The sequence below is a fragment of the Pseudomonas sp. F8002 genome (assembly GCF_013385495.1).
Taxonomy (GTDB): Bacteria; Pseudomonadota; Gammaproteobacteria; order Pseudomonadales; family Pseudomonadaceae; genus Aquipseudomonas.
In genome coordinates this window covers 220,025-235,646 of record NZ_JACAPW010000024.1, presented here as the reverse complement: position 1 = coordinate 235,646, position 15,622 = coordinate 220,025, and the positions used below count along the sequence as shown (strand labels likewise).

Below are 15,622 nucleotides of genomic sequence, written 5' to 3'. Positions count from 1 at the left end.
GTGGAGAAATCTCGTTATTGACCAGCGCCGGGCTTGCCGGGAAATTTTGATTCGACGGCGGACTTGATCGTGCTTTGCACGCCTTGGGCGCCGGGCACCGTGCCCTTGTCGCTGCCAAGGTTGATATCCAGTTTGCCCTTCGTCTGGATTTTGCTGCTGCCGGTGGAAAACAGGTTGAACGAGCCACAGGTCAGGTTGATGTCTCCGCCAGCCTTGAGCTCAATCACACTGTCGCCGCACACCAGGCGAATACTGTCGCCAGCCTCGACGGTGTAGGTCGTGGCGGCGCTGTCGGACTTGGCCCCGCCCACAATCACGGTGTCGTTGTTGCGCACGACCCGCAGGCGGTTTGAGCCAATCGTCACCGTCTCGTTATGCCCAATACTCTTGTTCCGGTCATGCCCCACCGAATGACTTTCATCCACCTCCACCACGATGTCCTGATTACGCTCGGCATGGATGTACAACTGCTCCAACCCCTTCTTGTCCTCCATGCGGATTTCATTGAAGTTGGCTGGTGTGCCGCCTTTGCTGGAGCGGCTTTTCATCCCGCTTTGGGTGGCGTTTTCCGGCAGATCGTAAGGCACGGTCTGCTCGGCGTTGTACACGCGGCCGGTGATGATCGGCCGGTCGGGATCGCCTTCCAGGAAGCTCACGATCACTTCCTGGCCGATCCGTGGGATCTGCATCGAGCCCCAGTTTTTTCCGGCCCAGGACTGCGATACGCGAATCCAGCATGAGCTGTTTTCGTTGGACTGGTCGTGGCGGTCCCAATAGAAATGCACCTTGACCCGGCCATATTGGTCGGTCCAGATTTCCTCGCCCTTGGGGCCCACCACCAGCGCGGTCTGCGGGCCTTTGACGATGGGCCGGTAGGTGTTGGCCAGTGGGCGGAAACTCTGTTGCGCGTCGATGCAGGTAAGGGTGCTTTCGAACTGGGCCGAAGGCGCGCCACCGCCGCTTTCGAGGCTTTCCTGGGAGATGTAGTAGCGGGCGCCGACGATCAGGTATTCGCGGTTCTGGTCGCGGCGACTGAAGCCGGTGAGGCTGAACAGGTGGCCGGAACCCAGGCCCCGGGCGTTGCCGCTGAACTCCACTTGTTCGTGCAGGGTTTGCAGGGCTTCGATGCGGGTGCGGGCGTAGTGTTCGCCGTCTTCGCTTTTGACGTAGGTGCCGGGGTAGTCGTACAGCGGGTAGTCGCCGGCGGTGTGCGGGCGCGGCATGGCCGAGCGTACGTCTATGCTCGCGCTGGGACGCTGGAAGTCGTAGTCGTTGAGCTCAAGGGAGCCGGGTTGTACTTCCTGTGCCAGGTGCCAGTTGTGCATATGGTCGCGTTCGCGCTGCTGCTCGTCCTTGGGGTAGTAAGGCACCGAGGCGTAGCCGGGCACGTTGGCGTGGGCACCGTAGGCATCGGCCAGCACCAGCACGTGGCGGTCCTGCTCGTGGCGGAAGAAGTAGTAGATGCCTTCCTGTTCCATCAGGCGGCTGACGAAATCGAAGCTGGTCTCGCGGTACTGCACGCAGTATTCCCACTCGCGGTACGGGCGGCTCAAGGCGTCTTCGAAGTCGGAAAAACCCAGGTCGCGAAACACCTGCTTGATGATCTGCGGGATGCTCAGGTTCTGGAAAATCCGGCAGTCGGAGGTGCGGCTCAGCAGCCACAACCACGGGCGCAAAGTCACCTGATAGCTGGCGAACTGGCCCTGGTCGATGTTCTGGCTGCAGCGGGCGACGATGCCGTGGAAGTGCCGCTCGCCACCGTCCGCCAGTTGCAGGTTCAGGCTCATGGGCTTGCCCAGCAACTGGTTGAGGTCGATGTTGGCGTCCAGCGAGGTCAGCTGCAGTTCGAAATTGAACAGCCGACCCAGCTCTTCGCCGCCACCCATTTCATTGAGCAGCAGCACATCCGGCCCCAGGGGGCTGGTGATCTTGGCCAGGCGTGAGGCTTGGTTAAAAAGCATCGGTAGTCCCGTAAATGTCGTCATCACTGACGGAACCGGATCAACTGTGGGAGCTGGCTTGCCTGCGATAACGGTGGATCAGTCAACATCAATGTTGAATGTCAGACCGCTATCGCAGGCAAGCCAGCTCCCACACTGACCGTATTCCAACAATAGTTATTCAGTGTCGCTGAAGTCGTAGTGCAATTCGTTATCCCGTGTGCTGATCCGCACGCCCGCCAGCGCCTTGCCTTCAAGCATGCGGGTGAGGAATTCGCGACTCATGTCCGGCAGCAGGCTGTTGGTGAGGATGGTGTCGATCATCCGCCCGCCGCTTTCGGTTTCGGTGCAACGGGACACGATCAGGTCGACGACTTCGTCGTCGTAATCGAAGGCGACTTTGTGGGTGTTCTCCACGCGCTTCTTGATGCGGTTGAGTTGCAGGCGGGTGATCGCCTTGAGCATCTCGTCGCTCAGCGGGTAGTACGGAATGGTCACCAGGCGGCCGAGCAGCGCCGGCGGGAAAATCTCCAGCAGCGGCTGGCGCAGGGCCTTGGCGATTTCCTCGGGCTCGGGGATGTTCGCCGGGTCTTTGCAGACCTGGGAAATCAACTCGGTACCGGCGTTGGTGGTCAGCAGGATCAAGGTGTTCTTGAAGTCGATCACCCGGCCTTCGCCGTCTTCCATCACGCCTTTGTCGAACACCTGGAAGAAGATTTCATGCACGTCCGGGTGGGCTTTTTCCACCTCGTCCAGCAGCACCACGCTGTAGGGTTTGCGCCGCACGGCTTCGGTCAGTACGCCGCCCTCGCCGTAGCCGATGTAGCCCGGTGGCGCGCCCTTGAGGGTGGACACGGTGTGGGCTTCCTGGAACTCGCTCATGTTGATGGTGATCACGTTCTGCTCACCGCCGTACATGGCTTCGGCCAGGGCCAGGGCGGTTTCGGTCTTGCCCACGCCGGAGGTGCCGGCGAGCATGAACACGCCAATCGGCTTGCTCGGGTTGTCGAGGCCGGCGCGGGAGGTCTGGATGCGCTTGGCGATCATCTGCAAGGCGTGGTCCTGGCCGATGATGCGTTTCTTCAGGTGCTGGTCGAGGTTGAGCACCGTCTCCAGTTCGTTGCGGGCCATGCGGCCCACCGGGATGCCGGTCCAGTCGGCGACCACCGAGGCCACCGCCTGGTAGTCCACGGTCGGCAGGATCAGCGGGGTTTCGCCTTGCAGTGTGGAGAGGCGCTGTTGCAGATCGACCAGTTTTGCGCGCAACTCATCGTTGCCGCTGTCCACAACACCGGCTTTCTCGCGCAGGGTTGCACGGGTGGCGAGCAACTCATCCACCAGGGTTTTCTCTTCGGCCCAACGGGCTTCCAGGGTGGCCAGGCGTTCGCGTTCGGCGTTCAGCAGCGCTTCGCTGTTGGTCTGGCGCGCACCGATGGCGATGCCGATCGCATGCTCGCGGGCGATGATTTGCAGCTCGGTTTCCAGTGCCTCGATACGGCGGCGGCTGTCGTCGACTTCCGCCGGCACCGCATGCAGGCTGATGGCGACGCGGGCGCAGGCGGTGTCCAGCAGGCTCACGGATTTGTCCGGCAATTGACGCGCCGGAATGTAGCGGTGGGACAGCTTCACCGAAGCTTCCAAGGCTTCATCGAGAATCTGCACCTGATGGTGTTTTTCCATGGTCGAGGCCACGCCGCGCATCATCAGCAACGCCTTGTCTTCCGACGGCTCGGCCACTTGCACCACCTGGAAGCGACGGGTCAGGGCCGGGTCTTTTTCGATGTGCTTCTTGTACTCGGCCCAGGTGGTGGCGGCCACGGTACGCAAGGTGCCGCGGGCGAGGGCGGGTTTAAGCAGGTTGGCCGCGTCACCGGTCCCGGCGGCGCCACCGGCACCTACCAGGGTGTGGGCTTCGTCGATAAACAGGATGATTGGTTTCGGCGAGGCCTGGACGTCTTCGATGACCTGGCGCAGGCGCTGTTCGAACTCGCCTTTCATACTGGCGCCGGCTTGCAGCAGGCCGACATCGAGGCTGCGCAGTTCCACATCTTTCAGCGCGGGTGGTACGTCGCCGGCGACGATGCGCAGGGCGAAGCCTTCGACCACGGCGGTCTTGCCGACGCCGGCTTCACCGGTAAGGATCGGGTTGTTCTGGCGGCGACGCATGAGGATGTCCACCAGTTGGCGGATCTCTTCGTCACGCCCGACGATCGGGTCGAGCTTGCCGCTACGGGCCTGTTCGGTCAGGTCGACGGTGAAGCGCTTGAGGGCTTCCTGCTTGCCCATCGCGCTCGGGGCCATGGCGCCGCTGGCTTCGCCCGGTACTGCACCGGCATTGAAACCGTCGCTGGCACTCAGTGCATTTTCGGGCGAGTCGCCGACGTATTCGTCAAAGCGTTCGCTCAGGGCTTCGGCCTTGATCTTGTCGAACTCACCGGACAAGCCCAACAGCGCATGGCGCAGGCTCGGCGTCTTGAGAATTCCCAGCACCAGGTAACCGGTGCGTACCTGGCTTTCACCAAACATCAGGCTGCCGTAGACCCAGCCACGCTCGACCGCTTCTTCCACATGGGACGACAAGTCAGTGATCGACGTCGAGCCACGGGGCAGGCGGTCCAGGGCTTCGGTCAGGTCGCGGGCCAGACGCGCCGGCTCGACATTGAACTGTCGAATGATGCGGTGCAGGTCAGAGTCCTGCAGTTGCAGCAACTGGTGAAACCAGTGGGCCAGTTCCACATACGGGTTGCCCCGCAGCTTGCAGAACACGGTGGCGGCTTCGATGGCCTTGTAGGCCACGCTGTTGAGTTTGCCGAACAGTGCGGCGCGACTGATTTCACCCATGCTCTGGATTCCTTGAGGTGTTGGCGTGTTCGGCGTAATGCCGGGCCAGGATTAGGTCGTTGGCGTCATGCTCGGGTTGGCCGAGCCAGGTGTTGAAGCCCAGGCGGAACTGGCCGTTGAGTTGCAGGGCCGGCACTTCCGGTTGTTGCAGAACCAGGTTCAGGTCCCAGTCCAGTTCGTGGCCCAGGTACTCGGCGACCCACGCCACCAGCTCGTTGAACGGCTGGCTGCCGGGCAGCATGCCCATGTAGTCATCGAGCTTCAGCGGGCCCAGGCGGATGCGGAATTTATGCTGGCGGTCCCACACATGGCTGCCCAGGCAAAAGTCCACGCCCAGCTGGTTGGCGCTGACACTCACGCGGCTGCGTTCGGGCAGCTCCAGCCATTGGCCGATGTACTCTTCGATCTCCACCGGCAGGCCGAAGTACTCGCCGAGAATCGCCTTCAGGCCGTCCGGATAGCGGGTTTGTGCCGACAGGTGGCCGCTGTAATGCAGCTTCGCGGTGTCGGGGATCAGGCCCTGGTTGAGCAGGCTCGGGGTGCCGCGACCGCTCAATGCGGCGAGGCGCGCCGACCAGTAGTCATCGTCCGGGCGGTCATGGCTGACGGTCGGCCGTGCCTCGGCCCAGGCGCGATAAAACAGGGTCAACAGGCGGTGGTGGAACACATCCAGGAAGCGCTTGCTGGTGCTGTCGGCGTTGTTGCGCTGGCGCTCACGCACGTACTCGGTGATGTGCAGCGGCAGCGGGCCGTTGGGGCCGCCGAGGCCGAAGAAGAACTGCTCCAGCCGTGCCGGCTGGCCTTCAGTCCCAGGTTCGACCGAGGCCAATGTGGCCGGCGCAAAGGTGCAATCGGCCTGCTGCCCGAGACGCAGCGGGTCATCCGCCAGGCGCAGGGAATGCCCCAGGCGTGGCAGGTCCGGCGATTCGCACTCGATACGCCGCAGCGCCTGGAAGAAGTCATATTCCCAGGGCTCCTGATGCATCGCATCCAGGGTACTCACAGGGTCGGACGGCGTCCGGGCTTGGCTTTCCATCGCATGATCTCGCCGCGTTCGGTGGTACGGATCACCGTCTCGGTAAAACTGTTGATCGACACATAGCGTGCCAGGAACCGTTCAAACACCGCACCGAGCAGGAACACGCCGGTGCCGCGGAACGCGTTTTCATCAAATTCCAGAGTGATCTCAAGGCCCCGGCCAAATACGATCGGGCCGGGCATCGGCAGGCGGCGGGTCACCGCTTTGCTGCTGACTTCCCGCAGGCCTTCGATCTGCAATTGCAGGGCGGCGTCGTTGCTGTCGCCATACAGGCGCAGCAGTTCACGCAGCGCGGCGGCGCCCTGGCCTTGTTCGCTCAGCGACAGGTAGTTCAACGACAACTGGCTGATCAGGCGCCAGGCCTTGGCGTCATGGGCATGGCTGGCGCGCGGGCGGCTTGGCCCGGCGACGCAGCGCACGGCCAAGACCGGCGCACTGTCGGCCAGGGTGAAGTCGGTCTTGCCGTTGCCCACGCTCATGAACAGCGGCAAGTCGCGGTTAGTGCACAGTGCGGTCACGCCCAGTTGGCGCAGGTCATGGCGGTACGGGGCTTGCTGGGTGTCCACCAGGCTGACGAAGGTTTCGCTGCCCACATAGGTGGAGCGCGGCCCGTTGCGGCGCTGGTCGCTGGACAACACGCGGGGTTCGCGACGCACCGTGTAGTAAGCCTGGTCACGGCCATAGCGCGACGGATCGCGTACCGCGTAGAACGGCAGGAACGGCTGCTCCGGTCCGGTGCCGTGGCCCGTGATGCCGCTCAAGGAGTGAATCTCGAAATCCATCGGTCGCGTGCGGTCGGCGATCACATGGTGTTCGTTGACCCGCTCGGACAAGTGAATCCGGTCCACACGCTTGGGAAACAGGTTGATTGCCGGGGTGCAGAACGGCACGAACTGCGCCTTGCCGACGCTGCCTTCCAGGCTTGGATCGTGACGGTCGAACAGCACGATCAGTTCCAGTTCCTGGCCGTCACAGCGTTTGACGGCGCGGCTCAGTTCAGCGAATTCGACGAACAGAAAACGGTGGGGCAGGGCGAAGTATTCCTGGAGCAAGCGATAGCCCTGGAACGCCCGCGGCACCACCGGCATCGCCGCATCGGCGTCATCGAAACCCCGGGAGCGCAAGGCATCCGGCGGCAGGCGCTCAACCCAGTCACCACCGGGCTTGCGCGCGAACACCGCGCAGGCATTGCCCAGCAGTTGTTCGTAGAGGCGGAACGGTTGCTCGTCGGCACCGCTGAGGTACAGCGGCAAATTATCCAGCGCCAGGCTGTTGAACGGCAGCTCGGCGCCGGTACGCAAGGTCAGGCGCAGGCCGGCCTTGGCCTTGGGTTCGCTGGCAGCCAAACGCCCGAGCACGGCGGACGGGTTGCCGAAGTACTCGGCCTGGGCGACCTGCAACGGCCACAGCGTCACCGGGTGCGCGGTGCGGTATTCGCAGCAGGTCTGGGTTTCGCGGCCCAAGGCGGCGCGCAGGACGGTGTCGCGGGGCAGTGGAAAACCACTGGCCAGGGAGCCTTCATCGGGATCGGCCTGCAACTGCACCACGGTCATCGACGGGGTCGGCGCCAGGTAGTGCGGGTAGGCGATCTCCAGCAGGTTGTTGGTGAAGGTCGGGTACTCGGCGTCGAGCTTGAGCTGGACCCGGGCCGTGAGATACGCAAAGCCTTCGAGCAAGCGTTCGACGTACGGGTCGGCGCAGTCCATGCCGGACAGGGTCAGCCGACTGGCGATCTTCGGGTATTCCTTGGCGAACTCGGCGGCGCTTTCGCGCACGTGGTGCAGTTCCTGGTTGTACAGCTCCAGCAGGCGCGGGTTCATGGGCGTCTCCGCTGGTCGGCGTTCACCACACGCACATGGCCGGACTCCAGGTCCAGGTCGGTTTGCAGCAACAGGCGCAACGGCACCGGCTGCGCCCACAGGTCGCCTTCGATCTCGAAACTCAGGGCGTTATGGTTCATCTCACCGTGGCCGACGCGTGCCTTGACCCGCAAGGTGTGGCGCAGGATGCGCGGCTCGAAGGTGGCGATGGCTTGTCGAATCAAGGCTTCCAGGGCGCTGATGTCGACACTGGAGACACTGTTGCCCGCCAGCGCCGGCAGCCCGTAATTGACCACCGACGTACCGGCAGGCGTGTGCAGCGTGGCATCGGCGTTGAGCAGTGAAGTGGTGTTGAGCAGCCACGTCAGGTCACGCAGCACCGAGGCTTTCAATTGGCTCAGGGACAGCACGCGTTTGTCGGCGCTTTCCTTGGGATTGGTCGGGTCATCGTCAGTCAACCGGTCCAGCAGGGACGGTTGCAGGCGATCGCGGGAAGCAATTTCAGTTACCACCAAAGCAGCTCCACGGACGGGTTGCGAGAGGAACAGGGGGCTTGCAGCCGCCACTTGGGGTGGCGGCTACAGGGGCAATCAGCGTTTGGTGTTGGAGCGAATGTTCCAGCCAAACTTGATCGCGCCGCCGTCTTTGGTGCCGTCGGCTTTCTGTGGCTGGTAGTCCACCATCACCTGGGCAAAGTTCAGGGTCACGTTTTCGGTCAGGCGGTCATCGCTGCCCGAACCGCCGGTGCTCAGGGAGGTGACCAGCACTTCTTCCAGGTTGATGATCATGTACTCGACCTGGCTTTCACCGCCGGCCTTGCGCACGGTCAGCGTGACCTTGTCGATGTGCTTGCCGCTCGCGCAGTGCATCATCAGGTTGGGCGAGGCCTTGTCGACGTACTTGGTCAGCGACAGGTCCTGGATGTTCACCTTGCCCGCACCGCCGCCACCGCCCACGTGCATGTTGCCGGACTGGGCCATGCCCCAGCTCCAGTTCAACACGTCGATTTCGTCCTTGTGGGCCTTGTCCATGGACTCGCCCTTGATGTCGCCGATCTTGATGAAAATATCAACAGCCATGTTTTCTCCCTGTGTGGACTCAGCCACGATATTTGGTTAACTCAAGGGCGGTGCTTTTCTGTGGGAGCCGGGCTTGCCCGCGATGGCATCACTGCGGTCTGACTGACAGACCGCGTCGCCTGCATCGCGGGCAAGCCCGGCTCCCACAAAAAGCCCGATCCCGGCGGATCTTTATTACGCGCCTTTCGCCGAAGGCAGCTTCGATACCAGGCGCAGCGACACGGTCAGCCCTTCGAGCTGGTAGTGCGGGCGCAGGTAGAACCTGGAGTTGTAGTACCCCGGGTTGCCTTCGACGTCTTCCACGATCACTTCGGCGGCAGCCAATGGATGCTGGGCCTTGGTGGTTTCGGTGGAGTGCGCCGGGTCACCGTCGACGTAGTTGAGGATCCAGTCCTGCAACCAGCGTTGCATCTCGTCCTTCTCTTTGAAGGAACCGATCTTGTCGCGCACGATGCATTTCAAGTAGTGGGCGAAACGGCAGGTGGCGAACAGGTACGGCAGGCGCGCGGCCAGGTTGGCGTTGGCGGTGGCATCCGGGTCATCGTATTCGGCCGGTTTCTGCAGCGACTGGGCGCCGATGAAGGCAGCGAAGTCGGTGTTTTTCTTGTGCAGCAGCGGCATGAAACCGTTCTTCGCCAGTTCCGCTTCGCGGCGGTCGCTGATAGCGATTTCGGTCGGGCACTTCATGTCCACGCCACCGTCATCCGTCGGGAAGGTGTGGGCCGGCAGGTTCTCGACTTCACCGCCCGACTCCACGCCACGGATGCGCGAGCACCAGCCGAAGTGTTTGAACGAACGGTTGATGTTCACCGCCATCGCGTAAGCGGCGTTGGCCCAGGTGTACTTGGAGCTGTCGGCACCGTCGGTGTTTTCTTCGAAGGCGAAGGCTTCCACCGGATCGGTCTTGGCACCGTACGGCAGGCGCGCCAGGAAGCGCGGCATGGTCAGGCCGATGTAGCGCGAGTCTTCCGATTCACGCAGCGAGCGCCAGCCGGCGTATTCCGGGGTGGTGAAGATCTTGGTCAGGTCGCGCGGGTTCGACAGTTCCTGCCACGAGCCCATGCCCATCACGGTTGGCGAAGCGGCGGCAATGAACGGTGCGTGCATGGCGGCGCAGACTTTCGACAGCTCGCCCAGCAGCTCTACGTCGGGAGGCGACTGGTCGAAGTAGTAGTCGCCCACCAGGCAACCGTAGGGTTCGCCGCCGAACTGGCCGTATTCTTCTTCGTACATCTTCTTGAAGATCGGGCTCTGATCCCACGCGGTGCCCTTGAATTTCTTCAGGGTCTTGTGCAGGTCCGGCTTGGAGATGTTGAGCACGCGAATCTTCAGCTGCTCATCGCTCTCGGTGTTGTTCACCAGGTAGTGCAGGCCACGCCAGGCGCTTTCCAGCTGCTGAAAATCCTGGTGATGGATGATCTGGTTGACCTGGGCGGTGAGCTTGGCGTCGATGGCGGCGATGATCGATTCGATCGACTTGATCGCGTCGTTGGACACCAGGTCGGTCTGGGCCAGAGCCTGCTCGGCCAGGGTGCGCACAGCGGTTTCCACGGCTTCGCGGGCACGCTCGGTCTTGGGTTTGAATTCTTGCAGCAGCAGGTTCGCGAACTCGCTGGCTTCTTCGGTGGTACCCAGGATCTGGGTGCCTTCGCGGGCGGTATTGTCAGTCATGATTACTGCTCCCCTGCAGGCTTGGGCGCGCTGGCAAGTGCCTGAAGCAGTGCCGGGTCCTTGATCGCCTTCATGATGATTTCTTCAGCGCCGGTCTTGCCGTCCATGTAGGTCAGCAGGTTGGCCAGTTGGGTGCGGGCTTCGAGCAGTTGCTTGAGCGAATCGACCTTGCGCGCCACAGCGGCGGGGCTGAAGTCGTCCATGCTTTCGAAGGTGATGTCCAGGCTCAGGTTGCCTTCGCCGGTCAGCTCGTTGGGCACGTGGAACGCGACGCGTGGCTGCATGGCCTTGAGGCGCGAGTCGAAGTTGTCGACGTCCACTTCAAGGAACTTGCGGTCGGCCACAGGCGCCAGAGGCTCGGCGGGCTTGCCGGCGAGATCGGCCATCACGCCCATGACGAAGGGCAGCTGGACCTTTTTCTCGGCGCCGTAGAGCTCGACGTCGTACTCGATCTGCACCCGAGGCGCACGGTTGCGCGCGATGAATTTCTGAGAACTTTGCTTCGCCACGTTGCTGCTCCTGGTCGCTTGAGCGACGGTGTTGTAACTGCGCGATCCGTACGCTTATTCGCTGTCCGGCCCGCGCAGATTTTCAAATTGGGACATGCCGTCGGGAATCAGGTTGCGCACGATGGCCGCAAAGTCGGCGTGCACCAGATTCTTCGCCCGGTTCAACAGCACCGGCAGCGGGCTCGAAGGCTCGTGCCGGGTGTAGTACGCAAGGATCTTGTCGAGGCTGCGCAGCACTTCATCGCGGCTTGCGATGTCGCCGGTCGGGCGTGCTGCAACGGGCGCGGCGGCGTATTCAACCGAGGGGGCATTGTCGTCACTGACAACCTCGGGCTCGCTGGCAGCGCCGCTGTGCGGGGCGTATTGGTTAAGTATCTGCGCGGCCTGCTTGAGCAGTTGCTTCAAGGGGCCGAGGTCCACGCCCTGGGCGGAACCGACCTGGTCGCTGACGTATTGTTCGATGGCCTCACAGGCGTCGCGGGCGGCGTTCAGCGCGTCGCGGGTGGCTTGCAGTTGCTCGGCATCGCTGTCGAGGAATGCGCCGTTAAGCTGTTCGGCACCGAGGTTTTCGCCGGGGAAACTCTGCAGCCCGCTGGCATTCAGCGCGGCGCGCAGGCTGACGGGCCCGAAGGTGCGCGAACGGGTGAGAATGGCCTCACGCAGCAGGCGGATGTTCGCGTCGCTGGCCACGCCGCTGAGGGCGTTGATGCGCACGGTGGGGTCGTTGTCGTCATCGGCATCCAGGCGCGGATGCAGGTCGGCCCAGTATTCGCGCAGCAGCGCGTTGATCAGCGCGAGTGCGTCGGCAAGCCCTGCAATGCCCTGGAGGGCGAGGGCGGCTTGCAACAGGAAATGGGTGATGCGCAGGTCTTTGCTGCGTTGCAGGAGGCCGAGACTTTGCTGCTGGATGCTGCGCCATTCCGGAGGTTCGGCAGGCAGGATCGAGTCGCCCATGCTGCGCTCGGGTTGACCCTGTGCGGCACGCTCAAGATGCAAGTAATCGGCGTCATATTCCAAGTCTTCGCCACAGGGCGAAGTCGCGGAAACGGCGGCGAGCAGCAGAGGCACATCCACTAAATTCGATCTCCCTATCAGCCCGTTAGATGACGGGCAACTCATGCATTAGTTGCGCGAGGAACTTTGCATGTTTTCTTGGTCTTATTTAGCGCTTTGACATCATGCTGATTTCAAAGTGCCATCATTGGTGTTCAAGAAGTTGTGCATTTTTGGTGTAGTACTTATGCCTTGTCAAGGTAAGCTATTCGCCCTCTATGACAGATGTGCGGTGCTTAACATCTTGTGCGACTGATCAGTCGAAGCAGGTGCCGAGGCAGGATTTTTGTCATACAGGCCGGTTAAGATCAGCAATTACGCGGGTTGAAGCAGGCTTTCAAGGTTTTGAAAGGATCTGTCGTGGATCTCTCGGAGCATTTCTCCCAGGGAACGGCCGCGCGCGAAGTATCAGCAAGGAGGCAAGATGTCGCTGTGCTTGACTATCACTAGTTATCACAAGATTACCCCTGGCCAGTGTTCTGAAAAGTCCCTGGACCAGGGAGTGATGGCTATTGGCCGCGGTTCCGAAAATGACTGGGTACTGCCTGATCCAGAACGTCTTGTTTCCACGCAACATTGCGTTATTCAGTACAAAGATGGTCGTTACTACTTAACTGATAACAGCACTAATGGAGTTGAGTTAGTGCATGCCGGTATTCGTTTGCGGCGGGGAAGCAGCGAGCCATTGCAGGACGGCGAACTGATCCGCATCGGCGATTACGAGATCCAGGCGCGTATCGATTTCAACCTGAAAGTGACAGATACCCCGTCTTTCACCGGTGACGCTTCCAACAGTTTCGAAGCCCTGATGGGCGCCGCCGTGAAGGCCCCGACGCCACCTCCGGTGATCGCGCCGCAGTTCCAGGGCGCCTCGTCGATGGACACCCTGCCGGACCTGTTCGACTTCCTCGCGCCCACCAGCGTACCGCCGGCTACCGTGCACGATCACGTGCCGGCCGAGCAGCACGACTTCCGCCCGCCGACACCGCTGCCCGTGGCTGAGCCGCCTGCGCCGGTGGTCTCGGGCTCAGTAATCCCCGAAGACTGGGATTTGTTCGGCGATGCCCCGGCACCCAGGCCTGTCGCACCGCTGCCGCCAACACCGCCACAGCCGCCGGTCATCGAGCCGCCCAAGGTCGAGCGCCCGCTTCCGGTGGCTGATGCCAGCCAGCCCGACCTGTTGCAAGCCTTCCTGCGCGGTGCGGGCCTCGATCAGTTGCGCCTGGACAAGGCCCAGGCCGAAGCCCAGATGGAAAGCATCGGCCGCAGTTACCGGCTGATGGTCGAAGGCCTGATCGACGTGTTGCGTGCCCGCAGCAGCCTCAAGGGCGAGTTCCGCATGCAGCAGACGGTGATTCAACCGGTGGAAAACAATCCGTTGAAATTCGCCCCGAATGCCGATGAAGCGCTACTGCTGCTCCTACGCCACAGCAATCAGGCGTTTATGGCGCCGGACTTGGCGGTGCGCGACAGTTTCGACGATCTGCGCGCCCACCAACTGGCCGTCATGGCCGGGGTCGAAGCCGCCATCAAGCACCTGCTGACGCGCTTTGAACCGGCGCAGCTCGAAGAACGCATGGGCAAGCCCGGCGGGCTGTCGAGCATTTTCAACGGCTCGCGCCAGGCCCAGTACTGGCAGCAGTTCACCGAGCTCTACAGCAATATTTCCCGCGAGGCCCAGGAAGATTTCCAGGACCTGTTCGGGCGTGAATTCAGCCGTGCCTACGAAGCGCACAGCAGCCGACAGCGTCACTAACAACGCAGTACATGGAACAACGGATAGCTAAGTACGTCATTGAGGACGCAGGATGATTCCCAGGTTTTTACTCGCAGTCGCCACCGCGCTTCTGCTGACGGCGTGTGCCAAGGATGCGGCCAAGCCCGAGGCCGCCGAAGCTGAGGCAGACACCGCCGCCGTCGAGCTGCATTTCCATGCCATCGCCGGGCTCAACCCCGGCGCCAATGGCCAGGCAGCCCCGGTACGGGTGCGGATTTTCGAACTGAAAAACGCCGCCACCTTCAGCCGATCCGACTACTTCGCCCTGGCCGATCGCGCCCAGTCAACCCTCGGCCTCGACCTGCTCGACCAGGACGAAGTGGTGATCCTGCCCGGCCAGCAATTGAGCATCCAGCGCGACCTCGACCCGTCCACCCGCCAGATCGGCCTGCTGGTGGGCTATCGCGAACTGGACCGCGCCGAGTGGCGCACGGTGCTCAACGTGCCGGCACGCCAATACACCGAATACCAGATCAGCCTCGATGTGCATGCCGTTCGTGCCGACGTCGTGGTCCCCCCATCCAGCCCTGCCCAATAAGAATCGGAGCCCCTATGTCCTGGAACAATCGCGTGGTCTGGTCGGAAGGCATGTTCATCGGAACGCAGCACTTCCAGCAGCATGACCGTTACCTGGAAAACCTGATCGATGCGCGCAGCCGCCCGTTGTCGGCGGGGGCCTGGGGCTTTTCCGAACTGTTGATCGACCAGGGCCTGCTGGCCCAGGGCAAGCTGGCGATCGTCTCGGCACGCGGCCTGTTACCGGATGGCACGCCGTTCAATATCCCCCAGGACGACCTGGCGCCGAGCCCGCTGAATATCGACGACAACTTGCGCGATGGCCTGGTGTACCTGGCGTTGCCCCTCAAGCGTGCCGGCGCCCGCGACACCGTCGACGAAGGCGAGGCCCTGGAAGCCGCGCGCTATGTCAGCCAGGTGCGTGAAGTGCGCGACGACAACGCGCCCTTCGAAAACCGTGCGCCGGTGGCGGTCGGCTCCCGCGCCTTGCGCCTTTTGACCGCCCAGGATGGCATCAGCGATTACGCGGCCATTGGCCTGGTGCGCATCAAGGAAAAACGCGCCGATCGCGCCCTGGTGCTGGACGAGAGCTACATCCCGCCGGTCCTCGACGTGACGGCCAGCAAACCGTTGACCGCGTTTCGCAGCGAACTGCTGGGCCTGCTGCACCAGCGCGGCGAAGCGTTGGCCGGGCGCGTGGTGGCTTCGGGCGCCGGTGGTGCTTCGGAGATTGCCGACTTCATGCTGCTGCAACTGGTCAACCGCGCCCAGCCGCTGATCCAGCACCTGAGTCAGTTGAGCCCGCTGCACCCGGAGCGTTTCTTCAGTGAGCTGGTGAGCCTGGCCGGCGAGTTCTCGACCTTCTCCACCACGGGTCGCCGCCCCCACGAATATCCGCAGTACCAGCATGACGACCTGGCCCTGAGCTTCACCCCGGTGATGCAGGCCCTGCGCGAGGCGCTGTCGATGCTGATCGACAGCAAGGCCACGCCGATCCCGATTGTCGAGAAAGCCTACGGCGTGCACGTGGCGATGCTGGCCGACAAAACCCTGATCGACAGCGCCAGTTTCATCCTGGTGGTGCGCGCCGATGTGCCGGGCGAAACCCTGCGCGCGCGCTTCGGCCAGCAAAGCAAAGTTGGCTCGGTGGAACACATCCGCGACCTGGTCAACCTGCAACTGCCGGGCATCGGCCTGCTGCCGCTGCCGGTGGCGCCACGGCAGATTCCGTACCACGCAGGCTCCACCTACTACGAGCTGGACCGGGGCAGCGAGCACTGGCAGCAACTGGGTAATTCCGGTGGCTTTGCGTTCCACATCGCCGGCCAGTTCCCGGGGTTGAACCTGGCTTTCTGGGCCATCCGAGGGTAATCCGCG

12 protein-coding genes are annotated in these 15,622 nt (G+C 62.6%); 3 read left to right on the top strand and 9 right to left on the bottom strand.

Going from position 1 to position 15,622, the window contains the following annotated elements:
- Positions 1-14: 14 nt before the first annotated feature.
- From HX811_RS18990 to tssA, 9 genes are all read right to left on the bottom strand, one after another.
- Complete coding sequence (locus tag HX811_RS18990; protein WP_134327538.1) at positions 15-1,961, bottom strand: type VI secretion system Vgr family protein; 1,947 nt, start codon at positions 1,959-1,961, stop codon at positions 15-17.
- A 156-nt stretch (positions 1,962-2,117) separates the two neighbouring features.
- Positions 2,118-4,781 carry a type VI secretion system ATPase TssH gene (gene tssH / locus HX811_RS18985; RefSeq protein ID WP_177046867.1) on the bottom strand — a complete coding sequence of 888 codons (2,664 nt, stop codon included), beginning with the start codon at positions 4,779-4,781 and terminating at the stop codon, positions 2,118-2,120.
- A complete protein-coding gene (gene tssG, locus HX811_RS18980; RefSeq protein ID WP_177046866.1) occupies positions 4,774-5,817 on the bottom strand; it encodes a type VI secretion system baseplate subunit TssG in 1,044 nt (347 codons plus the stop codon). Before tssG ends, tssH begins: the two co-directional genes overlap by 8 nt.
- Positions 5,781-7,640, bottom strand: a complete 1,860-nt coding sequence (gene tssF / locus HX811_RS18975) for a type VI secretion system baseplate subunit TssF (RefSeq protein ID WP_063033828.1) — start codon at positions 7,638-7,640, stop codon at positions 5,781-5,783. The genes tssG and tssF overlap by 37 nt, the downstream gene beginning before the upstream one ends.
- Positions 7,637-8,152 (bottom strand): type VI secretion system baseplate subunit TssE, encoded by a 516-nt coding sequence (tssE, locus tag HX811_RS18970; protein ID WP_003213348.1) that lies wholly within the window; start codon positions 8,150-8,152, stop codon positions 7,637-7,639. Before tssE ends, tssF begins: the two co-directional genes overlap by 4 nt.
- Before the next feature lie 78 nt (positions 8,153-8,230).
- Positions 8,231-8,719 (bottom strand): type VI secretion system tube protein Hcp, encoded by a 489-nt coding sequence (locus tag HX811_RS18965; protein ID WP_003213345.1) that lies wholly within the window; start codon positions 8,717-8,719, stop codon positions 8,231-8,233.
- A gap of 174 nt (positions 8,720-8,893) precedes the next feature.
- On the bottom strand, positions 8,894-10,390 hold the full coding sequence (gene tssC, locus HX811_RS18960) for a type VI secretion system contractile sheath large subunit (protein ID WP_003213343.1): 1,497 nt from the start codon (positions 10,388-10,390) through the stop codon (positions 8,894-8,896).
- A 2-nt stretch (positions 10,391-10,392) separates the two neighbouring features.
- Positions 10,393-10,899, bottom strand: coding sequence for a type VI secretion system contractile sheath small subunit (tssB, locus tag HX811_RS18955; protein WP_003213340.1), 507 nt, complete (start codon positions 10,897-10,899; stop codon positions 10,393-10,395).
- A gap of 54 nt (positions 10,900-10,953) precedes the next feature.
- Positions 10,954-11,973, bottom strand: coding sequence for a type VI secretion system protein TssA (tssA, locus tag HX811_RS18950; RefSeq protein ID WP_177046865.1), 1,020 nt, complete (start codon positions 11,971-11,973; stop codon positions 10,954-10,956).
- Positions 11,974-12,376: 403 nt separating this feature from the next.
- Here tssA and tagH point away from each other — a divergent pair, with 403 nt between their 5' ends.
- Genes tagH through tssK form a run of 3 tightly spaced genes read left to right on the top strand, consistent with a single transcriptional unit; the run spans position 12,377 to position 15,616 of the window.
- Positions 12,377-13,708 carry a type VI secretion system-associated FHA domain protein TagH gene (gene tagH / locus HX811_RS18945; protein ID WP_177046863.1) on the top strand — a complete coding sequence of 444 codons (1,332 nt, stop codon included), beginning with the start codon at positions 12,377-12,379 and terminating at the stop codon, positions 13,706-13,708.
- Between the two features lie 52 nt (positions 13,709-13,760).
- The gene (tssJ, locus tag HX811_RS18940) at positions 13,761-14,267 is read left to right on the top strand and encodes a type VI secretion system lipoprotein TssJ (protein ID WP_003213332.1); all 507 of its coding nucleotides are present in this window, start codon (positions 13,761-13,763) and stop codon (positions 14,265-14,267) included.
- Between the two features lie 14 nt (positions 14,268-14,281).
- Positions 14,282-15,616: a type VI secretion system baseplate subunit TssK gene (gene tssK, locus HX811_RS18935; RefSeq protein ID WP_003213330.1), complete on the top strand. Its 1,335-nt coding sequence runs from the start codon at positions 14,282-14,284 to the stop codon at positions 15,614-15,616.
- Positions 15,617-15,622 lie beyond the last annotated feature (6 nt).